This is a genomic window from Arenimonas daejeonensis (assembly GCF_007993735.1).
Classification (GTDB): Bacteria; Pseudomonadota; Gammaproteobacteria; order Xanthomonadales; family Xanthomonadaceae; genus Arenimonas; species Arenimonas daejeonensis.
The window spans coordinates 2,470,563-2,493,284 of the sequence record NZ_CP042453.1; the positions used below are offsets into that span (position 1 = coordinate 2,470,563).

Genomic DNA, 22,722 nt, shown 5'->3' on the forward strand with positions numbered 1-22,722 from the left:
CGGGGCAATCCCCTACTCCGTCCCCGAACGTGGCGCGGTATCCTGTCAGGCCGTCCCCGGCCCGCCCCATGTCCCAGCTCGCCCGCGAACGCCAGGTGTTGCGCCCGTCCCAGCTCAATGCGCTGGCACGGGACCTGCTGGAAGGCAGCTTCCCGCAGGTCTGGGTCGAGGGCGAGATCAGCAACTTCTCTCGGCCGGCGTCCGGGCACGCCTACTTCACGCTGAAGGATGAACGTGCCCAGGTGCGCTGCGCGCTGTTCAAGCCCAGGGCCCAGTCGCTGCGTTTCATTCCGCGCGATGGCATGCAGGTGCTGGCGCGCGGCCGCCTGACGCTGTACGAAGCGCGCGGCGACTACCAGCTGGTGCTCGACCACCTGGAGGAAGCCGGCGAAGGCGCGCTGCGCCGCGCCTTCGAGCTGCTCAAGCAGAAGCTGGCGGCCGAGGGCCTGTTCGACGCCGACCGCAAGCGGGTTCTGCCGGCCTTCCCGCGCCACCTCGGCGTGATCACCTCGCCACGCGGCGCCGCGGTCCGCGACGTGCTGAGCGTGCTGGGCCGGCGTTTCCCGCTGCTGCCGGTGGACGTGCTGCCGGTGCCCGTGCAGGGCGACGGCGCGGCCAGCCAGATCCTGGAGATGCTGCGCCGCGCGGCTGCCTGCGGGCGTTACGACGTGCTGCTGCTCACCCGCGGCGGCGGTTCGCTGGAGGACCTCTGGGCCTTCAACGACGAAGCCCTGGCACGCGCGATCGCCGCCTCGCCGGTGCCGGTGGTTTCCGCCGTCGGCCACGAGATCGACACCAGCCTGAGCGACTTCGCCGCCGACCTGCGCGCGCCGACGCCGTCCGCGGCGGCCGAACTGCTGGTGCCTGAACGCGGCGAACTGATGGCGCGGCTGCGGCAACGGCAGGCCCAGCTGCAGGCGCTGATCACCCGCGCCAACACCGCGCGCGCCCAACGTATCGACCAGGCCTTCCTCAAACTGCAGGCACTGCGCCCGCAGCTGCGGCTGGAACGTGGCCGTGGCCGGTTGATGGCGCTGCGGCGCCGGCTCGACCTCGCGCTGCAACAGCCCGTCGGCCAGCGTGCCGAACGCCTGGCGCGCCTGCTGCGGCGCCTGGACCAGTCGCATCCACGCCGCCGCCTGCAGGACCACGCCCATCGCCTGCAGCTGCTTCGCCAGCAACTGCAGCAGGCCCCTCCCCGGTTGCTGCAGCAACGCCGGCTGCAGGTGCAGGGCCTGGCGCGCGCACTGGAAAGTGTCAGCCCCCTTGCGACCCCTGGGACGCGGTTACGCCATCCTGCAGCACCCGGCCGACGCTCGCGTGGTCCGCGACCCCGGCCAGGTGGAGCCCGGCGAGCTGCTGCAGGCGCGGTTGGCCGAAGGCCGGCTGTTGCTGCGGGTTGAAGTCGACCCCGAAGGCTAGTCGACAGGCGGCCCGATAGCGCCGAGGCGCACCGGGCTGGCGAATTCGACTCCATGCGTCCGGCCGTGCTTGGCGCGGTACATCGCCTCGTCGGCCTTTCGCAGCAGGACTTCCGACTGGTCGCCGTCCTCCGGGAACCGGGCGATACCGATGCTGGCGCCCACCACCAGCCACTGGCCATCGATCGGCACCGGCCGGCTGATCGCCGACTGCACGCGCACGGCGACGGCGCGCAGCCATTCCTCGTCCACGCTGCCGTCGGTCGGCACCAGCACCAGGAATTCGTCGCCGCCCATGCGCGCCACCACGTCGCCCGGGCGCACCGACTCGCTCAGGCGCCGGCCGATCGCCGCCAGCAGGTGGTCGCCGGCGGCATGGCCATAGGTGTCATTCACCGGCTTGAAACCGTCCAGATCGAAGGACAGCAGCGCGAACGCGCCGCCGCCGCGCCGCCCGCGCGCGATCATGCGTGCCAGCTGCTGCAGCGCCCAGCGGCGGTTGGGCAGGTTGGTCAGCGAATCCATGCCCGCCAGCCGGCGGATGCGCTGGCGGTCGTACAGGATGCGCGCGGTGGCGAGACCGGCCAGCACGCTCAATGCCAGGCGGAACAGGAAACCGGGCATGCGCCACAGCGGACGCGCATGCCAACCTTCGATCGGCTCGGCCGAGATAAGCCAACTGCCGCCGGGCAGCAGCACGGGGTCTTCACGGCGCCTGCCTGGTCGCGCAAGGGTTCGCCGCGGATCAACACCCCGCCCGGCCCGGAGGCATCCCGACCGACGATGCGGATCCGCATGTCGCGTTCGAGCTTGCGGATGCCGGCGTCGCGCATGGTCTGCTCATAGTCCAGCGTCACGCTGACCGCGCCCCAGAGCCTGGGCACACCGTCGCGGTTCACCCATAGCGGGACGCGCACCGCCAGCGTGCTGCCACCCTGGACCCGTTCGAACGGACCCGCGAGCACGGGTGCGTCGTCGCTGATGGCGCGCAGTACGGCATGCTTCTGCACGGCATCGTCGAGCAGATTGAGACCTATGGCGGCTTCGTTGCCTTCGGCCGGAAAGACGTTGCGCACCACGAAGCCGGGCGCCAGGGAAAGACTGAGCAACCGCCGCTCCTCGCGCAGCAGTTCCAGCGCCGCCTTTTCGAACTCCCGTTCCGTGATGCCTTCCTGCACGACCACGTTCACGCCCAGGCCCTTTGCCATGGCCACGCAGGCGTAGATGTCCGTCTCGAGTTTGGCGCGGAAATTGGACAGGTCGCGCTGCACTTCCGAGCGCCGGTTGCTGATCTCGCGCTGGCGTTCCAACTGCGCCGAGTTGATGCTGAAGTACAGGCCCATCAGCAGTACGCCCAGGCCGGCGAACAGATGCCGGCCCGGCCGGAGCCAGGCCCCCGCCGAATGCACGGGATCGCTGTCGGCCGGCGGCAGGGGTGTCTGGCGGGAACCCATGCCCGCCAATCTACACCCGGGCGGCCGGCTTCACCGCCGTGGCGAAAGTCCGTAGGCTTCAGGGCATGCAGGCCGAGCCGACCGACGAGGAACTGATGCTGGCCTACGGGGCCGGCGACGTCGCCGCCTTCCAGACCCTGTATTCCCGGCACCGCGGCCCGCTGTTCCGGCACCTGGGACGGCAGGTGCGCGACACGGCCCTGGCCGAGGAGCTGTTCCAGGACGTCTGGCAGCGGGTGATCACCGCCCGCGAACGCTACCGGCCTGACGCGAAGTTCGGCACCTGGCTCTACCAGATCGCCCACAACCGGGTCGCTGACCATTGGCGGGCCAAACAGCACCGCCCGGACGCGCCCGGCGACGCCGACGAGCTGGCGTCGCGCGTGCCCGACCCGGAAACGCCCGAGCGCCAGCTGTCGTCCTTCGAGGAGCGCCGCCGCCTGCAGCTGGCGCTGGAGGAACTGCCCGAGGACCAGCGCGAGGTGGTGCTGCTGCGGCTGGAACAGGAACTGAGCCTGGAGGAGATCGGCGAGATCACCGGCGTCGGCCGTGAAACCGTGAAATCGCGGCTGCGATACGCCATGGACAAGCTGCGCGCGAGGCTGCGGCCATGACCGGTCAACCCCGTTTCCCGCATCCGGCCGTTGACAGGGGCACCACCCAGGCCAGGAGCCTCGCCATGCGTCCGTTGCTGATCAGCTGTCTCGCCCTTGCCGTCGCCGCCGGCTGCGCCAAGAAGACCGAAACCAAAGAAGAGGCCGGCCCGTCATCGGCCTCGCTGGATGCCGTCGAAGTCACCGGCAGCCGGCTCGCCGACGCGAACGCCGCTGCCGCAGGCGCCGCGTCGTCCGAACGCGACCGCGCACTGCAGCGCCAGGAATCGCGCAAGGTCCGCGTTGCCGCCGAACCCATGGCGATGGCGCCGCCCCCGGCACCTGTCGCCCACTTCGCGCAGCCGCGGGCGCCGATGATGCCGGCACCGGCGGAATCAACACCGAAAACTACGCCGAGTTCGAAGACAACGGCATAGTGCGCACAGTCGAAAACCCGGTGTCCACCTTCTCAATCGACGTCGACACCGGCAGCTACAGCAATGTGCGCCGGATGCTCGCACAAGGCCAGTTGCCGCCCAAGGACGCGGTGCGGGTCGAAGAGATGGTGAACTACTTCGACTATGGCTACGCCGGCCCGGCCGACCGCAGCCAGCCCTTCCGCGTCAGCACCGAACTCGCGCCCGCGCCCTGGAACGGCAAGCGCCTGCTGATGCAGGTCGGCATCCAGGGTTACGACGTTGCGCGCAACGAGATCCCGGCAGCCAACCTGGTGTTCCTGATCGACACCTCCGGCTCGATGGCCGACCCCGACAAACTGCCACTGCTGAAGGAAAGCTTCCGGCAGATGGTGCCCCGGCTGCGCGCGCAGGACCGCGTCTCGATCGTCGTCTACGCCGGCAGCGCCGGCCTGGTGCTGCCGCCCACGCCCGGCGACCGCCACGGCGAGATCCTGGACGCGCTCGGCCGCCTGGAAGCCGGTGGTTCCACCAACGGCGGCGAAGGCATCGACCTGGCGTACGCGATGGCGAAACAGTCCTTCATCACCGGCGGCGTGAACCGCATCGTGCTGGCCACCGACGGCGACTTCAACGTCGGCATCCATGACGAGCGCGCCCTCGAAACCAAGGTCGAGACCGGCCGCAAGACCGGCATCGCGCTGACCACGCTGGGCTTCGGCCAGGGCAACTACAACGAAGCGCTGGCGGAAAAGCTGGCCGACGTCGGCGACGGCAACCACGCCTACATCGACAACCTGATGGAAGGCCGCAAGGTGCTGGTCGAGGAAATGAGCTCGACCCTGATGACCATCGCCAGCGACGTGAAGATCCAGGTCGAGTTCAACCCGGCGATGGTGGCCGAGTACCGCCTGATCGGCTACGAGAACCGCGCCCTGGCCCGCGAGGACTTCAACAACGACCAGGTGGACGCCGGCGAGATCGGCGCCGGCCATGACGTGACCGCGATCTACGAAGTGTGCCTGGTCGGCATGGGCTGCAGTGCCAGCGACCCGCTGCGTTATTCCGCGCCAGCCCTGGTCGAGGGCAAGGGCCAGGAACTGGCCTTCCTCAAGCTGCGCTACAAGCAGCCGGGCAATGACCGCAGCGTGCTGATGGAACGGCCGGTCACGCGTCGCGACGTGAAGATGGAAGCCGGCGAAAGCCTGCGTTTCGCGGCCGCGGTGGCCGCCTACGCCGACCTGCTGCGCGGTGGCGAAAACATGAACGGATTCACCTGGGACCAGGTCGAAACCCTCGCCCGCAGCGCCCGCGGGAACGATCCCTGGGGCTACCGGTCGGAGTTCTTGCAACTGCTCTCCCAGGCGCGCAGCCTGAGCGCCGCCCACGATCCGGCCATCGCGATCAGTACGGAGTAAACACGACGTGACCCAGCCGCAGGACCCGCGCACCACCCCGCTCCAGGACGACGAAGTCGAACTGGCCCGGGTGCTGCGCGCCCTGCCGGCCGGCGAACCGTCGGCGAAGGTGGACGCCGCCATCCTGGCGGCGGCCACCGATGCCGTGAACAGCCATTCGCCCACGCACACCGTCGCCCCGCGCCGTGTAGCGAAGACGACCACCCGCTGGCTGCTGCCGTCCTGGGCGATCGGCACCGCGGCCGCCGCCGTGCTGGCGGTCGGCATCGGCATGCAGCTGCGGCCGCCGCTGGCACCCGGACCTGCGGCCGAAGCGACCGCGCCTGCCGCGAAACAGGAGCTGCCGCAGGCGCGCGAGCGGATGAGCGTGGAACTGGTCGAACCCGAGGCCGTGACGGTTCCGCCACCCGCACCGCCGCCGTCGGCTCCGGACGAAGTGCGCCGGAAAGCGCGCGCGCCCGCGCCGCCCCCGCCACCTCCGGTCCCCATGGAACCACCTGCCGCCGCCGGCGCTACCGCCGAGGCCTTCCCGGCGGAAGCTGCCGCCGAACCTGCCCCCATCGCCGATTCGGAGGCCGACAACGCGACCCTCGATTCGATCACCGTCACCGGCACGCGGGTCGCCCCGCCGCCGGAATCCGGCGATCGCGCCCGGCGCGCGCACCAGAATGCCTATGCGACGCGGGCCCAGCGCGAAGCGCTGGAAGCCGAAGCCAAGGCGGCGCAGGCACGTGAGCAGTCCCTGGCCGAAGATTCCGCGCTGTCGCGCCAGCGCCGCGAAGCCGCGGCCGACACGCCGGCCGCCGCCGCACCGGCACCGGCATCACCCCGCGTCCTGCAGGACACCGCGGCCTTCGCCCTGCCGCTGCCGCCGGTCGCCGACGACGCCGCGCTGCCGCCCGCCAAATGGATCGAACGCATCCGCGACCGACTGCGCCTGGACGATCACGCCGGCGCCCGCGCCAGCCTGCAGCTTTTCCTCCAGACCCATCCGGACGTGCCGGTCCCGGCCGACCTCGACCCGCTGCGCTGATGGCCTCGGCAACCCTGGCCGGTCCGGCCGAATTCGCACTCGAAGCGAAAAAGAGCCGTTTCCTGGCAAAGGCCATGCCGGTGGAGTCGCCCGAAGCCGCCCTGGCCTGGCTGCAGCAGGCCGGCGACCCGCAGGCCACGCACAACTGCTGGGCCTACCGCATCGGTACCGCCTACCGCTTCAACGACGACGGCGAACCCGGCGGAAGTGCCGGCCGGCCGATCCTCGCGGCCATCGATGGCCAGGACCTGGACCAGGTCGTGGTCCTGGTGGTGCGCTGGTACGGCGGCACCAATCTCGGCGTGGGTGGCCTGGTGCGGGCTTACGGTGGCGCGGCCGCGGAATGCCTGCGCACGGCCCCGCGCCGGCCGCTGGTGGTGTGGTGCCAGGCCGAACTGGCCTGCGATTTTGCGCTGTCGGGTGCCGTGCATGGGCTGCTGGAGGCCTTTTCGGCCGTAAAATCGGCCGAAGCCTTCGACGAGTCGGGCCTGCGCTTGTCTTTGCGCCTGCCCGCCTCAAGTTATGAAGCCTTGGCCGCGCGTCTGCGCGACCTCAGCCGCGGCGCCGCCCGCCTCACCCGATCCGAGACCGACCCCGCATGAGCGACGACGCCGCCACCCCGCGCCCGCCGATGAATACCCTGCGCGGCGTGCTGCCCTTCCTGCGGCCGCACCGCCAGCTGCTGGCCCTGTGGCTGGGCGCGCTGGCGCTGTCGTCTTCGGCCACGCTGCTGCTGCCGGTCACCGTGAAATACGTGATCGACCAGGGGTTTCGTGGCCGGCAGCCCGATCAACCAGTGGTTCATGCTGCTGTTCGGCGTGGCGGTGATGCTGGGCCTGGCCACCGCGGCGCGTTTCTATTTCGTCACGCTACTGGGCGAGCGCGTGGTCGCCGACCTGCGGCGCACGCTGTACGGCCACCTGCTGTCGCTGGACCAGACCTTTTTCGAGAAGACCCGCACCGGCGAGCTGCTGTCGCGGTTGTCGGCGGATACCGAGCTGGTCCGCAGCGTCGTGGGGTCGCGCATGTCGGTGGCGCTGCGCAGCGGCATCACGGTGATCGGCAGTGCGGTGATGCTGGCCGTCACCAGCCCGCGCCTGGCGCTGCTGGCCCTGGTCGGCATTCCGCTGGCGGTGCTGCCGATGGTGCTGTCGGGGCGCAAGGTCCGCGGCGTCGCCAAGGACAGCCAGGACCGCGTGGCCGATGCCAATGCCCGCGCCGGCGAAACCCTCGGCGCGATGCACACCGTGCAGAGCTACGCCCGCGAGGACTACGAACGCAAGCGTTTCGGCGACGCCGTGCAGACCGCGCTGGGCACGGCCCGCAAACGCATCCGGCTGCAGGCCATGCTGACCGCCATCGTCATCGTGCTGATCTTCGGTTCGATCACCGCGGTGCTGTGGATCGGCGCGCACGACGTGATCGGCGGCGTGATGACGCCGGGCACGCTGGGCCAGTTCGTGCTGTACGCGCTGCTGGGCGCCGGCTCGGTCGGTGCGCTCAGCGAAGTCTGGGCCGAGGTGCAGCGCGCTTCCGGCGGCATGGCGCGCATCAACGAGCTGCTGCAGGAACGTTCGGTGCTGGCACTGCCGGCGACGCCGGTGCGACTGCCGGAACCGGTGCAGGGCCGCATCGTGCTCGAGGGCGTGCGTTTCCACTACCCGACCCGCCCCGACCGTGCCGCGCTGGACGATTTCAGCCTCACGGTGTCGCCCGGCGAGACCGTGGCGCTGGTCGGCCCTTCCGGTGCCGGCAAAAGCACCGTGTTCCAGTTGCTGCTGCGCTTCCACGACCCGGATGCGGGCCGCATCACCGTGGATGGCGTGGACCTGCGCAAGGTGGATCCCGCCACGCTGCGCCGCCAGATCGCCCTCGTGCCGCAGGACCCGGTGATCTTCGGCGCCAGCGCGCGCGAGAACATCCGCTACGGCCGGCTCGAGGCCGATGAGAGCCAGATTGAAGCGGCGGCCCGCAGCGCCGAAGCACACGATTTCCTCAGCGCCCTGCCCCGGGGCTACGACAGCGAACTGGGCGAACGCGGCGCGCGCCTGTCCGGCGGCCAGCAGCAGCGCCTGGCGATCGCCCGCGCGCTGCTGAAGGATGCGCCGATCCTGCTGCTGGACGAAGCCACCAGCGCGCTCGACGCCCAGAGCGAACGTGCCGTGCAGCAGGCCTGGAACGCCTGATGCAGGGCCGCACCACGCTCGTCATCGCCCACCGCCTGGCCACCGTGCTCAAGGCCGACCGCATCGTGGTGATGGACCACGGCCGCATCATCGCCCAGGGCACGCATTCGGAACTGCTGGCGCAAGGCGGCCTGTACGCCGAACTGGCCCGCCTCCAGTTCGACCACTGACCTGAACAAGCCGATCAGGTTCATTTTCTTTCTCGCTGAGACGCTGTCTCAGCGAGAAAGAAAATGAACCTGATCGCGCAGAAAAAGCCCCGCCGGAGCGGGGCTTTCTTTTTACGCTGGCCGAAACCGTCAGGCCGGTGCGACGTTGGCGGCCTGCGAGCCCTTCGGGCCCTGGACCACTTCGAAGCTGACCCGCTGGCCCTCCTGCAAGGATCGGAAGCCCTTGGCGCTGATGGCCGAATAATGGACGAACACGTCCGCACTGCCGTCCTCGGGCGCGATGAAACCGAAGCCCTTGGCGTCGTTGAACCACTTCACGGTGCCGAAACTCATGAACTAGATCCTCGGATGCTGTTGGTCGAGCGTGCCCTCCGCCGTTCCCCGGTCGCGTGCACGACCCGAGTATGAACAAGGGCAAAACGCTTGACAATCACCCCAACAGCGCGTCGAAAAGCGCCGGCAGGCCGGCGCTGGCCGCCTCCACGTGGGCCAGGACCTCGGCCAGCGTGATCTCTTCGTCGGCACTGCAGCCGGCCGCCCAGTTCGCGACCACGGCCAGGCAGGCGTAGTCCAGACCGAGCTCGCGGGCCAGGCCGGCCTCGGGCATGCCGGTCATGCCGACCAGGTCGCAGCCGTCGCGCCGCATCCGCACGATCTCGGCCCTGGTCTCCAGGCGCGGGCCTGGGTGGCGCCGTAACAACCGCCATCCACCAGCGCGATGCCGGATTTCGCGGCCGCCGCCAGCACGTCGCGGCGCAGCGAAGGCGTGTACGGATCGCCGAAGTCCACATGCAGTACTTCCCCGCCTTCGCCGTGCCAGAAGCTGGACGTGCGGCCCCAGGTGTAGTCGATCAGCTGGTCCGGAAGCGCGAGCACACGCGGGCCAAAACGCTCGGTGATGCCGCCGACCGTATTGATCGCCAGCACACGCTGCGCACCGAGTTCCTTCAGCCGCCACAGGTTGGCGCGATAGTTCACGCGGTGCGGCGGCAGCGAATGGCCCTCGCCGTGCCGGGCCAGGAAGGCGACACGCTTGCCGGCGATGCGGCCGACCCGGATCGGGCCCGAGGGTGCGCCGTAGGGCGTGTCGCCCGACACCGCTTCGGCGTCCTGCAGCGAAGCCAGCCGGTACAGGCCGGTGCCGCCGATCACGGCCAGGTCGATCGCCGCCATCTCAGGCTCCGAGCGCGTACAGGGCCGGCAGGTTGCGGCCCTGTTCGTGGAAGTCCATGCCGTAGCCGTAAACGTAGCGGTCGGGCACTTCTAGCGCGATGTAGTCGGCCTCGATGCCCTCGACCCGGCGGTCGTGGTCCTTCACCGCCAGCACGGCGATGCGCACGTCGGCCGCGCCTTCGTCCTCGCACCAGTGCTTGACCGCCTTCAGCGTGTGGCCTTCGTCCAGGATGTCGTCGGCCAGCAGCACGCGGCGGCCGCGCAGCGGCGTCGCCGGGCGGTGCAGCCAGGCCAGGCCCGAACCGGTGGTGGCGCCGCGGTAACGCGTGGCGTGCAGGTAGTCGAACTCCAGGTCCACCTGCATTTCCATCGCCAGCTGCGCCGCGAAGGGCATGCCGCCATGCATGATCGTCAGGTACACGGGGCGCGGTCCCTCGGCGTAGTCGGCGTCGATCAGGGCGGCGATGCGCCGGATCCCGGCCTCGATATGCGCACGGTCGAACAGCACCTCGGACTTCTTCAGCGCATCGGCGAGATGGTTCTGCATGTCAGGCCACTCCCAGGTCTTTGCCGGACAGGTCGGCCCGGGCGCCATCGTAACGTGCGTCGGCCAGCAGGCCGTCCCAGCCGGTGTCGCCGCGCCCCATCAGCGTCGCCAACGCGGCGCCGTCCACGGCGCGACCGTCCATGGCCTTGAGCGAATCGGCCACCAGGGCCGGTGCGCAGACCAGCACCACGTCGCAGCCGGCGTCCAGGTGCGCGTCGATGCGGGCCTTGATGCCTCCGGCCGACTCCGCCGCCGCCATGCCGATGTCGTCGGAGAACACCACGCCGCGGAAACCCATTTCCCTGCGCAGGATTTCCCTGATCCATCGCGGCGAATATCCCGCCGGCTCAGGTGCCACCGCCGGGTATTTCACATGCGCCATCATCACCGCCTCGGCGCCGGCTTCGATGCCCGCGACGAAGGGAACGAGGTCTTCGGCATGCAGCACTTCGAGCGGACGCGTGTCGACCGCGTCGTCGAAATGCGTGTCTTCAAGCACCGACCCGTGGCCCGGGAAATGTTTGAGCGTGGCGGCCATGCCGGCCTCGTGCATGCCGGCCACGTAGGCACGGGTGAATTCGGCCACGACGGACGGTTCGGCGTGGAAGGCGCGGTCGCCGATGGCGCGGTTGCCGCGGCCCAGGTCCACGACCGGCGCGAAGCTCAGGTCCACGCCGGTGGCGCGGATCTCGCTGGCCATCAGCCAGGCGTGTTCGCGGGCCAGGCGCAGGGCGGCGTCGCGGTCGCGTTCGAACAGGTGGCCGAAGCCTTCGAGCCGGGGCAGGTCGGAATAACCTTCGCGGAAACGCTGCACCCGGCCACCTTCCTGGTCCACGCACAGCAGCTGCGGTCGTGGCGCGGCTTCACGGATCGACCGCGACAGCTCCGCCACCTGCGCCCGCGAGGCGAAGTTGCGCTTGAACAGGATCACGCCGCCGACCGACGGGTGTTGCAGCCACTCGCGTTCGGCGGCGTCGAGTTCGTGTCCCGTGATTCCAATCACCAGCATCAGGCTTGCTCCGCCGCGCTCCAGCGCGAGTACGGGCGCTCGGCGAGCGCCAGGTTGTAGAAACGTTGTTCTTCGGTCACTTCGCGGCCCAGCCACGCCGGGCGGGTGTAGGCGGCGTCGGCCGATTCCAGTTCCAGTTCGGCCACGACCAGTCCGGCATTGTCACCGGCGAACTCGTCCACTTCGAAGGTCCGGCCATCGTGTTCGACGTAGTGGCGGACCTTGTCGATCAGGCCGCCGACGCAGAGTTTGAGCAGGGCCTCGGCATCGGCCACGGGGATTTCGTAGTCGAATTCCTGGCGGGTGGTGCCGAGTTCGCGCGACTTGAGGTTGAGGAAGGCCTGGTCGCCGGCGATGCGCACGCGCACGGAGGCGTTCTGGCGTCCGTCGCGCATCGCCGCCATGTCGTTGATGTAGGCCTGGGCCATGCGAACGGACTTCACGGCCTGTCCGCGCCAGTCCTCGCCCACCACCCGGAATTTCCGTTCGATCTCGATGCCCATCGTTTCCCCGCCCGCGTCCAGGCGCCCATTCTAATCGCCCTTCCCCGCCTTGCGCTTTGCGCAAGTAGGGCGGTAGAACTCGTAGGCGGTAGATCTGGCGTGCGCCGCCCCGCATCGGTAGTGACCCCTGCCCGCCATTCGCAGCGGCGTCCTGCCCAGCGGATGGCGGCCGTTACGGCATCCTGCCTCCACTTCAGGGGTCACTACCGATGCGTGCCGTCGCCACGACTCATCTCCGCGGGCCGTTGAAACCCCACTCGTGCCCTCCGGTCACGAAAAGCACCGGGACCTCGCAGGCTGCGCGCTTCCATGAGTTCGATAGCCCGGCCCGGAGGGTCCGCAGGTCGTCGTGCGTGAGGTCGCTTTCCGGGGCTTCGAAAACATGGACGTTTTCGAAGAGCCTCCATGGATGGATTCACGGCGTCCCCGGAAAGCGACCTCACGTACGGCGGCCTATCGCCCAAGACGATCACGGCACCAGCACCAGCACCAGCAGCTTTACTTCTCGAACAGCGCGATCGACTCGACATGCGCCGTCTGCGGGAACATGTCCATCGCCCCGACGGCCTTGAGCGTATAACCGCGCTCGCGCACCGGGAACCCGGCATCGCGCGCCAGCGACCCCGGATGGCAGGACACGTAGACGATCCGGCGGATGCCCCTGAGCGGCAACTGCGCCAGCACCTCGGCGGCGCCGGCACGCGGCGGATCCAGCAGCAGCTTGTCGAAACCGGCCTTCATCCACGGCTCGGCCGACAGGTCCTTGGCCAGGTCGGCGGCGTGGAATTCGACATTCGCCAGACCGTTCTTCGCGGCATTGGCGCGCGCCCGGGCCACCAGCCCCGCCTCGCCTTCCACGCCGACCACGCGACCGGCGCGACGTGCCAGCGGCAGGGTGAAATTGCCTAGGCCGCAGAACAGGTCCAGCACGCGGTCCTCCGGCTGCGGGTCGAGCAGGTCGAGCGCGCTTTCGATCATCTTGCCGTTGAGTCCGGCATTGACCTGGATGAAGTCCAGCGGTCGGAAATCGAGGCTGAGGTCGTGGCCGGAAATGGCGAAAGACAGCGGCACCTGCTCCGGCCACAACGCATGCACGGATTCGACCCCGCCCGGCTGCAGGAATACCGCGAAACCCGTGCCGCGGGCGAAAGCGCGCAGGCGCTCGACATCTTCGGCACTCAAGGGCTCGAGATGGCGGAACACCAGCGCCACCGCCTCGTCGCCGGCGATGAATTCGATCTGCGGCAGGGTGCGCCTGGCGTCGAGCGATTCGACCAGGGCGGCGATTTCCGGAATGCGCAGGCCGATGGAAGGCACCACGGTGTGGCAGACGGAGAGGTCGGCGACGAAGCGCGGATTGGTCTCGCGGAAGCCGACCACGGTCTTGCCCTTCTTCTCGACGTAGCGCACCGAGAAGCGGCCCTTGCGGCGATAGCCCCAGGCCGCGTCCACCAGCGGCGGCAGCACGCGGCCGGGTTCGACATGGCCGATGCGCTGCAGGTTGTCGGTCAGCACGCGCTGCTTGGCGGCGATCTGGCGCGACTCCTCTAGGTGCTGCAGCACGCAGCCGGCGCAGGTGCCGAAGTGCGGGCAGCGCGGCTCGACCCGTTCGGGCGAGGCGACCAGCACCTCCAGGGTCCTGCCCTCGTCGAAGTGGCGATTGCGGCCGGTCTGTTCGACCCGCACGGTTTCCCCGGCAGCGCCCCCGCCACGAACACCGCCTTGCCGTCGCGCCGGCCGACGCCACGGCCGTCGTGGCTCAGGTCGTCGATCTGGAGTTCGAATTGCTGGTGCAGCTTGGTGCGGGATCGGGCCACGGGGAACACCAAAAGAAACGGGGCGCGGATTGTCGCAAATCCGCGCCCCAACTGCTTCGGAATGGCCCCTCCCCCTGCTTGCAGGGGGAGGCCGGGAGGGGGTGGAACTTCGAGCCAGGACTCACCCCACCCCAACCCTCCCCTGCCAGCAGGGGGAGGGAGTCGAGCGTTACTTCTGCTTCCAGCTGCCGTCGGCGGCCTGGTACCACCAGCCGGCCCGCGCGCTGGCGACCCACTGTTTGGCGAAGGTCTCGCGGATCTGGGCTTCCCACTCGGGGTGGTTGTTGGCGACGGCGATCTCGCGGTACACGGCGTCGCGGTCGCGGTTTTCCTCGGCCACCAGCTGGGTCACCGCCACGCGGTCCTTCAGGCCGACCTTGGTGGCGTCACGCAGCACCACGCGGCCGTCCTTGCCGAAACCCAGGGCGCCACTGGTGAAATGTTTTTCCAGGCTGGACTTGAAGCGGGCCGCCATGCGGTCCTGGATCGCCTGGATCGCCGGCGTGCGGATGGTGATGTCGGCGGTCTGGGCGTGCGCCGAGCTGATGAACAGCGACATCAGGTCGAAGCCCGGCTCACGCGCGGGCGCCAGCCGGGCCTGCGGGTTGCCGTCGGCCGGCGGGGCCTGGGCTTCGTCGCCCAGCACCTTCTCGACGAACTCTTCGGCCGCTTCCTGGGCTTCGGCCGCCGGGAAATAGACGTTGATGGTGACGCAGGCGCCCAGCGCCAGCACGCCGGCCACCAGCAGGGATGAAAACAGGTAGGGCTTGCGTGCGGCCATGTAACTCTCCTTCTCGGAACCTATTGGATGATCGGGGCCTGTCCTTCGGTCGCCGCCTTCAGGCGGTCGAGCAGGGTTGGCCAGTCGACTTGCCGGCGGAACCCGACCACCTGGATCCTGGGCAGGCCCGCACCTTCGACGATGGTATAGCCATCGCCGGCTGAACCGACACCCTCCATCGCGCAGACGTTGTCACGCAGGCGGCAGCCCAGGCCGATGCGGGCATAGCCGAAATCATCGAAGAACTTCAGCACCTGGGTCTGCAGACCCGCCACCAGTCCGGCGCCGCCGACCTTGGAAATGTCCTCGACCGCGCGCTGGCTGATGCGCTTCTTGCCCTTCCAGGCGGGGTCGGTCATCAGCCGCGCATCGAAGGCCACCGGCGACCAGTCCACCATGCGCAGGCCTGCGATGCGTCCATCCAGCCGTCCGGTGATGGCGCCGAAACCGAAGGCGGCGGTCATCGGCTCCATGTCGATGTCCTCGATCGCGACGTCGGCCGACAGGGTCGGCGCGATGCCGAAGGGCCGCTCCATCACCAGTTCCGACAGCGAGACGCTGCCGCCGAAGACCTGCATCGCCAGCCCACCGTCCAGTTGCAGTACGCCGCTTTCATAACGCGCGGCGGGAATGCGTCCACCCAGGCTGCCGGTGAACGGCGGCCAGCCGAGGCGCTGTGACAAGCTGCCCAGATCGAGATTGTCGAGCGTGGCGCCGACCTGGAAGCGGGTGCCACGATTGCCGGCCGGCGCCTGCCAGCGCAGTTCGTCCAGGCGCAGGCTGCCTTCGAGCACGGCCAGGCTGGCCGGTTCGCGCAGCCGGAGTTCGCCGCCGGCGCTCTCGAACCCGAATCGCGCGGCCCCCAGGCCGATGCCGTAGAGCGCACCGCTGCCCCAACGCAGTTCGCTCGCCACCGGATGCGAATCGGCCGTCCAGCCGAGGCTGCCCTCGAGGCCGGCGAAGATGAAACGCTGGCGGGGGTCGACGGCATTGATGCCGGTCAGTTCCATCGCCAGCGACTGCAGTTCGCCCTGCTGCAGCTGCATCCGCGCCGACAGTGCGCCGGAGAGCACCAGATCGGAAAATCCTGCCGGCGCGAGGAAACCGCTGAGGTAGCGGTCGCGGGCCACGGCCAGGTCGCCCAGGCGCAGGTCGAGATCGAGCTCCTGGACCGATGCCGCGGCATCCAGCATGGCCCGCCCCTGGGCCTGCAGCACGCCACTGTCCGACCAGGCGATCTTCGGCAGCGCCCAGGGGCCGCCACCGGTCTGCTCCGCCTCCACCTGGATCGACACCGGCGTCGCCGGCAACTGCGCGTACAGGCCCTGGGCCAGGAATTCGCCGCCGCGGGTTTCGATGTCCGCGGTCACCCGGGTGCGGGCGCCCTGCTCCCGATAGTCCAGGTCCAGGTGGCCGGCCAGTCCGGCCGCGGCCAGCCAGCCGTCCGGTGTTTCCAGCCCGATGCCGTCGAAATCCAGGCCGGCGGCGATCCGGAACGGGCCCTCGGCCGGCGCGGTGATGTCCAGCCGGCCGCCCAGCTCACCCTGGGTCCACTGCCCTTCGGCCCAGAGCCCGGAGAAGAAGGCCTGCAGCCAGGCCACCGGGATGCGTTCGACCTGGATGCGCGACAGGTCGGGACTGGAGGCATTCGAAAGGTAGGAAAACTTCTGCTTGCCGACGGAGAGATCGGCGGTCGTGGCCGCGGGAGAAATCGACAGCGCGAGACGCGACGGCGCCTTGGCGCCTGTCAGCTGCAACGGCCCGTCGCAGCTCCACTGATCGCCCTCGGCGCGCCGCAGCGGGCAACGCCAGACCAGGTCGCGGGCACTGTAGGACAGCAGCGGAAACTCGAGGGCGGTGGCGCGCAGCTCCAGTTCGCCCTCCCCGGCGCCTTCGGGCCAGGAAAGCCGCATCGAGACCTGGTCCAGATGGCCCACGCCGCTGCGCACCTTCGCCACCTCGGCGCGCAGCACGGCCGCCTGCAGCGGCAGGGCCGCGATCAGCAGACCTGCCAGCAGGAACGCCTTGCCCAGGTTTTCCGGTCGCCGCATGCTGCCCAGCATAGTGGTTTGACCCGCCCATTGAACGGACACCGCGATGAACCTGCGCCTGCTGCTGCTCGAGGACGATGCCGTCAGCGCCGCCTTCCTGCGCGAGGCGCTGGCCGCCCTGCCCGCCCGGGTCGATCACGCGCCGGACGTGGCCAGTGCCCGCCGCCTCGCCGGCTCGGGTCATGATCTGTGGATCTTCGATGCCCGCCTGCCGGACGGCCATGGCGCCGACCTGCTGGCCGAACTGCGCGCATGCGGACTGCAGGTGCCGGCCGTCGCGCTGACCGCCGAGGACGAACCCCTGGCGCTGCAACGGCTCGAAACCGCCGGTTTCCTGCGTGTCCTGCGCAAGCCGGTGCGTGTGCCGGACCTGCATGCCAACGTGCGCGCGCTGCTTCCCCGGACCCGTGTCGATGCACCCTGGGACGATGCCGTCGCGCACGCCGCGCTGGGCCAGGATGCCGCCGCCGTGCAGGCGCTGCGACGGTTGTTCCTGCAGGAGCTGCCGATGCAGGCGCGGGCTGTGGCCGACGCCTGCCGCGCGGGCGACCCGGTGGCTGCACGCGAACACCTGCATCGCCTGAAGGCAGGCTGCGGCTTCGTCGGCGCGATGCGCCTGCTGGCGGCGGTGCGGGTACTGGCATCGGCCCCCGGGGACGAAGCGGCGCTGGGGCAATTCGTGCGTCGTGCCGGGGAACTGTCAGCCGGCGCCTGAATCCGGTTCGTCGCGACGGATGCGCGCCAGTTCCGACAGCAGGCCCCAGGACTTGAGCCGCTGCGGACCGAGGTGGCTGGACAGCACGCCGCGCAGCGCGTTGCGCAGTTCGGCCAGTTGTCCGGGCGGCGGCAGGCGATCTTCCGCCAGGGCCAGCAGGGCCGCGCCGCTGGTCGAACCGGCATCGTGGCTGCGGTCGCGCACCGGACCGAGTTCGGGGTCGATGCGGTAGCGCGCCGCCGGATCCAGGCGTTCGCCATCGTCGGTCTGGTCCAGCGGCAGGCCGTAGCCCAGGCCTTCCAGCAGGTCGCGCTCGAAGCGGCGCAAGGTCCAGGCCAGCGGCCCGGGACCGGCCAGTTCGGCCCTCACTTCACCGTAGCGCTCGTAGAGCAGCGGCGCCGGATCCTGGCGCGGCAACAGGCGCATCATCAGCTCGTTGAGGTAGAACGCCGCCATCAGGTTTTCCCCTGCAACAGCGGCGCGGCATCCAGCGCTTCGGCCTGGACCAGCCGGCCCAGTTCACCCCGCGGCAGGAAATCCAGCCGCAGGTGCTGCAGGGGCTGCAAGGCGGCACGCAACGGATGTCGTTTCGCACCCTGCACGCCGCGGGCGACCACGGCGATGCGGCCGTGGTCGCGGCTGAGCAGTTCGACGATCAGGCTGGTTTCGCGCCAGGGACGCGCGTGCAGCACGTAGGCCGGCTGGGCCTCGACGCGCATGGTTCAGTCCGAGTATCCGAAACGGCGCAGCGCGGCCTCGTCGTCAGACCAGCCTTCGCGCACCTTGCACCAGGTTTCCAGGAACACCTTGCGGTCGAACAGTTTCTCCATGCCGATCCGGGCGCCGGTGCTGATCGACTTCAGGCGCTCGCCGCCCTTGCCGATCACGATCGGTTTCTGGCCTTCGCGTTCGACCCAGACCACGGCACCGATGCGCAGCATCTCGCCGTCCAACTCGAACTTCTCGATCTCGACCGTGGTCGAGTACGGCAGTTCCTCGCCCAGGCGCAGCATCAGCTGCTCGCGCACCAGTTCGCCGGCCAGGAAACGTTCGCTGCGGTCGGTGATCTCGTCATCGGCGTACTGCGCCTCGGCCACCGGCATGCGCTCGACAAGGGTCTTGACCAGGCCTTCGAGGCCCTTCTTCTTCAGGGCCGACAAGGGATACACGGCGCTGAAATCGCGCCCGGCCGTGACTTCGGCGATGAAGGGCAACAGCTTGCCCTTGTCGGGCACCTTGTCGACCTTGTTGATCACCAGCACGCAGGGCACGCCGGAATCCTGCAGCGCCTTGTAGGCCAGCGCGTCGTCTTCGGTCCAGCGGCCGGCCTCGATCACCAGCATCGCCGCGTCAACACCCTCGATCGCGCCGCGGGCGGCGCGGTTCATCATGCGGTTCATCGCCCGCTTCTGCTGGCCGTGGATGCCAGGCGTGTCCACCAGCAGCAACTGCCCTTCAGGGAATGTCGCTATGCCGAGCAGGCGGTGGCGCGTGGTCTGCGGCCGCGGCGAGACGATGCTGATCTTGGCGCCCACGAGCGCGTTGACCAGGGGTGGACTTGCCGACGTTCGGGCGACCGAGCACGGCGATGGTGCCGGCGCGGAATTCCGGGCCGGTCTCGGATTCGGTGTTCACTTCTTCTCCAGTATCGCCAGCAGGCGTTCGGCCGCCAGCTGTTCGGCGGCGCGCAATGAGGCCGCTTCGGCCTGTTCGGAATGGACGGGATCAGTTGTTTCGCAGCGGACCAGGAAGATCCTGGCGTGGTCGTTGCCGCGGGTTTCCAACAGATGGTAGGTCGGCCGGGGCAGCTGGCGACCCTGCAGCCATTCCTGCAGGCGGGTCTTGGGGTCCTTGTCGGCCTTGCCGGCCGGCAGGTCGGCGATCAGCGGTTCGAACCAGGGCAGGACCACTGCCCGGCAGGCCTCGAAACCGGCATCCAGGTGGATGGCGGCGACGATCGCTTCGACGGCGTCGGCGAGGATGGAATCGCGGCGGTGCCCGCCGCTCTTGAGTTCGCCGGGCCCCAGTTCGAGGCGTTCGCCCAGTTCAAGCCGGCGGGCCAGGTCGGCCAGGGCGGACTCGCGCACAAGGCTGGCACGGGCCCGGGTGAGCGTGCCTTCGTCGGCCTTGGGCCAGCGGGCATGCAGGGCTTCGGCGACGACCAGGTTGACCAGGGCGTCGCCGAGGAATTCAAGGCGCTCGTTGTGAGGCACCCCGGCGCTGCGGTGCCGGAGGGCCTGCTGCAGCAGTTCGGGGATCGGAAGCGGTGTCCGATCCGGTCATTCACTCGACGGCGTGCCGTTCAAGTTGACGGTATTGTCGAACTTGGCAACGACATCAAGATTCCCGAAAAACGGCCTGCGGACTTCATAGGCGATGTTCAGCTGGATGATGGTGCCCTCCCGCTGGACCTTGATGTGTTCCTTCTTGACCGACTCGACGTAGGCGATGTTGAAACGCCTGTTCAGTTCAGTATGGATCTGCGCCGGCGTCAGGCTTGCTGCATTCGGCTGGGCGGAAAAGTCCTTCATCACGCCCCGGAGGTTGTTGTACTCGCTGTAGATCGGGAACAGCTTCATCGCCACAAGCGCGAAGAAACCGACGACCACGAGCACGATGACAAAACTCATCAGCGTGATGCCCTTCTGATTGCGTGCCATGTCCCTTCCCCTTGGGTAAACGTTCAGCGGATGGTATCGCCAATCCGGGTGTAGTCAAACGCCCCGCTGCAGAACCAGCCTTCGCAGTTGAGCCAGACCAGGAAGGCCTTGCCCACCAGGCTCTCCTCGGGCACGAACCCCCATACGCGGCTGTCGGCGCTGAAGTCGCGGTTGTCGCCCATGACGAAATAGTGGCCGGCCGGCACTTCCCAGCTGCCTTCGGTCCGGGGTCGCCGAACGGGCTGTTTTCCAGGCTCCGATGCCGGACCCCGGTCAGGTCCACGTCCAGCAGGGTCGCCCCGGTCATTTCCCGGCCACGGCCGCTGCCCACGTACACCCCGACCGGCTGTTTGGCCACAGGTTCGTCGTTTATGTAGAGCACCTGATCCCTGAACGTGATCCTGTCGCCGGGCAGGCCAACCACCCGCTTGATGTAGTCCGCGCCCTTCTGGGCGTCGTCCGACCCATGCCCGGGTAGCGGAACACCACCACGTCGCCCCGGGCAGGCTCGCCCAGAGCAATGACCTTGTTGTTGAGCACAGGAAGCCGCAGGCCGTACGCGAACTTGTTGACCAGGATGAAATCGCCGACCAGCAGGGTCGGCATCATCGAACTGGACGGGATGCGGAAGGGTTCGGCCAGGAAGCTGCGCAGCACCAGCACCAGGAAGATGATCGGGAACAGCGAGCGGGCGTAATCCACCAGCACCGGCTCGGCGATCTCCTCGCCCTCGGCCTGCATCAGCCGGCGCTTGCGTGCGAACAACAGGCGGTCCACCAGCCAGATCAGGCCGGTGAGCGCGGCAAGCGAGGTCAGGATCAGGGCAAGGTCGATTTTCACGCAGGGGGTCCTCGCGGCGAACGCCGCTTATTTGTTGTCCGACTGGAGAACGGCGAGGAAGGCCTCTTGCGGGATCTCGACCCGGCCCACCTGCTTCATGCGCTTCTTGCCTTCCTTCTGCTTCTCCAACAGCTTCTTCTTGCGGGTCGCGTCGCCGCCGTAGCACTTGGCCAGCACGTTCTTGCGCATCGCCTTCACCGTGGAGCGCGAGATGATCTGCGAACCGATGGCGGCCTGGATGGCGACGTCGAACATCTGCCGCGGAATCAGCTCGCGCATCTTCTCGCAGACCTCGCGACCACGCCGGTCGGCGTGGCTGCGGTGCACGATGGACGACAGCGCATCCACCTTGTCGCCGTTGATCAGGGTGTCGATCAGCACGAACGGGCCGGCCTCGAAGCGCTCGAAGTGGTAGTCGAGCGAGGCGTAGCCGCGCGACACCGACTTGAGCTTGTCGAAGAAGTCCAACACCACCTCGGCCATCGGCAGCTCGTAGCTGATCTGCACCTGCGAGGCCATGTAGTTGATGCCGATCTGGCGGCCACGTTTTTCCTCGCACAGCTTGATGACGCTGCCGACGTAGTCGGGCGGCGTCAGGATGTTGGCGCGGATGATCGGCTCGCGGATCTCCGCGATCTTGGTCACCGGCGGCAGCTTGGACGGGTTGTCCAGCGGCATCGTGCTGCCATCGTTCATCAGCACTTCGTACACCACGGTGGGCGCGGTGGTGATGAGGTTGAGGTCGTATTCGCGCTCCAGGCGCTCCTGCACGATCTCCATGTGCAGCATGCCGAGGAAGCCGCAGCGGAAGCCGAAACCCATGGCCTCGGAGCTCTCGGGCTCGAAGCGCAGCGCGGCGTCGTTCAGGCGCAGCTTCTCCAGCGCCTCGCGCAGCGACGGGTAGTCGTCGGCGTCCACCGGGAACAGGCCGGCGAACACGCGCGGCTGCATTTCCTGGAAACCGGGCAGCGGACCGGGCGCGGGATCGTTGGCCAGCGTCAGCGTGTCGCCGACCGGCGCGCCGTGCACGTCCTTGATCGAAGCGTTGATCCAGCCCACCTCGCCGGCGCCCAGCTTGGGCAGGTCCTTGCGCTTGGGGGTGAACACGCCGACCTTGTCCACCAGGTGGGTGCGGCCGGTGGACATCACCAGCATCTTGTCGCCGGGCTTGATCTCGCCCTGCATCACGCGCACCAGCGACACCACGCCCAGGTAGTTGTCGAACCAGGAGTCGATGATCAGCGCCTGCAGCTTGTCGGTGTCGCGCGGCTTGGGCGGCGGGATGCGCGCCACGATCGCCTCGAGCACCGCCTCGACGTTGTGGCCGGTCTTGGCGCTGATCGCGACGGCGTCCTCGGCATCGATGCCGATCACCGCCTCGATCTCCTTCTTCACCTTCTCGACGTCGGCCGTGGGCAGGTCGATCTTGTTGAGCACCGGCACCACTTCCAGGCCCTGCTCGACCGCGGTGTAGCAGTTGGCGACCGACTGCGCCTCGACGCCCTGCGCCGCATCCACCACCAACAGCGCGCCCTCGCAGGCGGCCAGCGAGCGGCTGACCTCGTAGCTGAAGTCGACGTGGCCCGGGGTGTCGATGAAATTGAGCTGGTAGGTGACGCCATCCTTGGCCGTGTACGGCAGCGACACCGACTGCGCCTTGATGGTGATGCCACGCTCGCGCTCGATCGGGTTGGAGTCCAGCACCTGGGCTTCCATCTCGCGCGCCTGCAGGCCGCCACAGATCTGGATGATGCGGTCGGCAAGCGTGGACTTGCCGTGGTCCACGTGCGCGATGATTGAGAAATTGCGGATGTGCTGCATGCGGGTGGCGGGGCTCGGGCCGTATCCTGGGCGAAAACGCGGCATTATCGCACAGCACCCCGGTCCGGCCCGCCCATGATCGGACCGGCCCGGGGTCACCGCTGGGCTCCGTCG

Annotated in this window: 16 protein-coding genes and 8 pseudogenes; 8 read left to right on the forward strand and 16 right to left on the reverse strand. The window is 68.9% G+C overall.

The window, feature by feature from the left end; all coding sequences use genetic code 11:
• Window positions 1-68 precede the first annotated feature (68 nt).
• Window positions 69-1,422 (forward strand): annotated as a pseudogene (xseA, locus tag FRZ33_RS12025) (exodeoxyribonuclease VII large subunit).
• On the opposite strand, the gene FRZ33_RS12030 reads toward xseA, so the two are convergent.
• Both FRZ33_RS12030 and FRZ33_RS12035 read right to left on the reverse strand, forming a co-directional pair.
• On the reverse strand, window positions 1,419-2,045 hold the full coding sequence (locus FRZ33_RS12030) for a GGDEF domain-containing protein (RefSeq protein ID WP_158637218.1): 627 nt from the start codon (window positions 2,043-2,045) through the stop codon (window positions 1,419-1,421). The pseudogene xseA and the gene FRZ33_RS12030 overlap by 4 nt on opposite strands.
• Window positions 2,015-2,875, reverse strand: coding sequence for a CHASE domain-containing protein (locus tag FRZ33_RS12035; protein ID WP_146909913.1), 861 nt, complete (start codon window positions 2,873-2,875; stop codon window positions 2,015-2,017). Before FRZ33_RS12035 ends, FRZ33_RS12030 begins: the two co-directional genes overlap by 31 nt.
• A 65-nt stretch (window positions 2,876-2,940) precedes the next feature.
• Here FRZ33_RS12035 and FRZ33_RS12040 point away from each other — a divergent pair, with 65 nt between their 5' ends.
• From FRZ33_RS12040 to FRZ33_RS12060, 6 genes and pseudogenes are all read left to right on the forward strand, one after another.
• Entirely contained in the window at window positions 2,941-3,489 is a 549-nt protein-coding gene (locus FRZ33_RS12040; RefSeq protein WP_146909915.1) for an RNA polymerase sigma factor, read from the forward strand.
• Between the two features lie 65 nt (window positions 3,490-3,554).
• Window positions 3,555-3,905 carry a hypothetical protein gene (locus FRZ33_RS16410; protein ID WP_227977843.1) on the forward strand — a complete coding sequence of 117 codons (351 nt, stop codon included), beginning with the start codon at window positions 3,555-3,557 and terminating at the stop codon, window positions 3,903-3,905.
• Window positions 3,905-5,302: a vWA domain-containing protein gene (locus FRZ33_RS12045; RefSeq protein WP_265468629.1), complete on the forward strand. Its 1,398-nt coding sequence runs from the start codon at window positions 3,905-3,907 to the stop codon at window positions 5,300-5,302. The genes FRZ33_RS16410 and FRZ33_RS12045 overlap by 1 nt, the downstream gene beginning before the upstream one ends.
• Before the next feature lie 7 nt (window positions 5,303-5,309).
• A complete protein-coding gene (locus tag FRZ33_RS12050; protein WP_146909919.1) occupies window positions 5,310-6,335 on the forward strand; it encodes a hypothetical protein in 1,026 nt (341 codons plus the stop codon).
• On the forward strand, window positions 6,335-6,937 hold the full coding sequence (locus FRZ33_RS12055) for an IMPACT family protein (RefSeq protein WP_146909921.1): 603 nt from the start codon (window positions 6,335-6,337) through the stop codon (window positions 6,935-6,937). Before FRZ33_RS12050 ends, FRZ33_RS12055 begins: the two co-directional genes overlap by 1 nt.
• Window positions 6,934-8,691 (forward strand): annotated as a pseudogene (locus FRZ33_RS12060) (ABC transporter transmembrane domain-containing protein). The gene FRZ33_RS12055 and the pseudogene FRZ33_RS12060 overlap by 4 nt, the downstream one beginning before the upstream one ends.
• A 129-nt stretch (window positions 8,692-8,820) precedes the next feature.
• Here the strand turns inward: FRZ33_RS12060 and FRZ33_RS12065 are convergent.
• The 8 genes and pseudogenes from FRZ33_RS12065 to FRZ33_RS12100 all read right to left on the reverse strand — a co-directional run bounded on the left by FRZ33_RS12065 (window position 8,821) and on the right by FRZ33_RS12100 (window position 16,584).
• Window positions 8,821-9,024, reverse strand: coding sequence for a cold-shock protein (locus FRZ33_RS12065; RefSeq protein WP_146909922.1), 204 nt, complete (start codon window positions 9,022-9,024; stop codon window positions 8,821-8,823).
• A 97-nt stretch (window positions 9,025-9,121) separates the two neighbouring features.
• Window positions 9,122-9,864: pseudogene (locus tag FRZ33_RS12070) on the reverse strand (S-methyl-5'-thioinosine phosphorylase).
• A gap of 1 nt (window position 9,865) precedes the next feature.
• Window positions 9,866-10,411, reverse strand: a complete 546-nt coding sequence (locus FRZ33_RS12075) for a hypoxanthine-guanine phosphoribosyltransferase (protein WP_146909924.1) — start codon at window positions 10,409-10,411, stop codon at window positions 9,866-9,868.
• A gap of 1 nt (window position 10,412) precedes the next feature.
• The gene (nagZ, locus tag FRZ33_RS12080) at window positions 10,413-11,420 is read right to left on the reverse strand and encodes a beta-N-acetylhexosaminidase (protein ID WP_146909926.1); all 1,008 of its coding nucleotides are present in this window, start codon (window positions 11,418-11,420) and stop codon (window positions 10,413-10,415) included.
• Window positions 11,420-11,923, reverse strand: coding sequence for a CYTH domain-containing protein (locus FRZ33_RS12085; protein ID WP_146909928.1), 504 nt, complete (start codon window positions 11,921-11,923; stop codon window positions 11,420-11,422). Before FRZ33_RS12085 ends, nagZ begins: the two co-directional genes overlap by 1 nt.
• Window positions 11,924-12,421: 498 nt before the next feature.
• Window positions 12,422-13,740, reverse strand: a pseudogene (rlmD, locus tag FRZ33_RS12090) (23S rRNA (uracil(1939)-C(5))-methyltransferase RlmD).
• 169 nt (window positions 13,741-13,909) lie between these two features.
• Window positions 13,910-14,521: a YdbL family probable chaperone protein gene (locus FRZ33_RS12095; protein WP_146909930.1), complete on the reverse strand. Its 612-nt coding sequence runs from the start codon at window positions 14,519-14,521 to the stop codon at window positions 13,910-13,912.
• A 20-nt stretch (window positions 14,522-14,541) separates the two neighbouring features.
• Entirely contained in the window at window positions 14,542-16,584 is a 2,043-nt protein-coding gene (locus FRZ33_RS12100) for a YdbH domain-containing protein (RefSeq protein WP_227977845.1), read from the reverse strand.
• A gap of 34 nt (window positions 16,585-16,618) precedes the next feature.
• On the opposite strand from FRZ33_RS12100, the gene FRZ33_RS12105 reads away from it, so the two are divergent.
• Window positions 16,619-17,287: a response regulator transcription factor gene (locus FRZ33_RS12105; protein ID WP_146909934.1), complete on the forward strand. Its 669-nt coding sequence runs from the start codon at window positions 16,619-16,621 to the stop codon at window positions 17,285-17,287.
• On the opposite strand, the pseudogene recO reads toward FRZ33_RS12105, so the two are convergent.
• From recO to lepA, 6 genes and pseudogenes are all read right to left on the reverse strand, one after another.
• A pseudogene (gene recO, locus FRZ33_RS12110) lies at window positions 17,273-18,006 on the reverse strand (DNA repair protein RecO). The gene FRZ33_RS12105 and the pseudogene recO sit on opposite strands and share 15 nt — an antisense overlap.
• 3 nt (window positions 18,007-18,009) lie before the next feature.
• A pseudogene (gene era / locus FRZ33_RS12115) lies at window positions 18,010-18,922 on the reverse strand (GTPase Era).
• A pseudogene (gene rnc, locus FRZ33_RS12120) lies at window positions 18,919-19,574 on the reverse strand (ribonuclease III). The pseudogenes era and rnc overlap by 4 nt, the downstream one beginning before the upstream one ends.
• Complete coding sequence (locus FRZ33_RS12125) at window positions 19,567-19,947, reverse strand: DUF4845 domain-containing protein (protein WP_146909937.1); 381 nt, start codon at window positions 19,945-19,947, stop codon at window positions 19,567-19,569. The pseudogene rnc and the gene FRZ33_RS12125 overlap by 8 nt, the downstream one beginning before the upstream one ends.
• A gap of 23 nt (window positions 19,948-19,970) precedes the next feature.
• Window positions 19,971-20,781: pseudogene (gene lepB, locus FRZ33_RS15625) on the reverse strand (signal peptidase I).
• A gap of 33 nt (window positions 20,782-20,814) precedes the next feature.
• Complete coding sequence (gene lepA, locus FRZ33_RS12135) at window positions 20,815-22,608, reverse strand: translation elongation factor 4 (protein ID WP_146909939.1); 1,794 nt, start codon at window positions 22,606-22,608, stop codon at window positions 20,815-20,817.
• Between the last annotated feature and the right edge of the window lie 114 nt (window positions 22,609-22,722).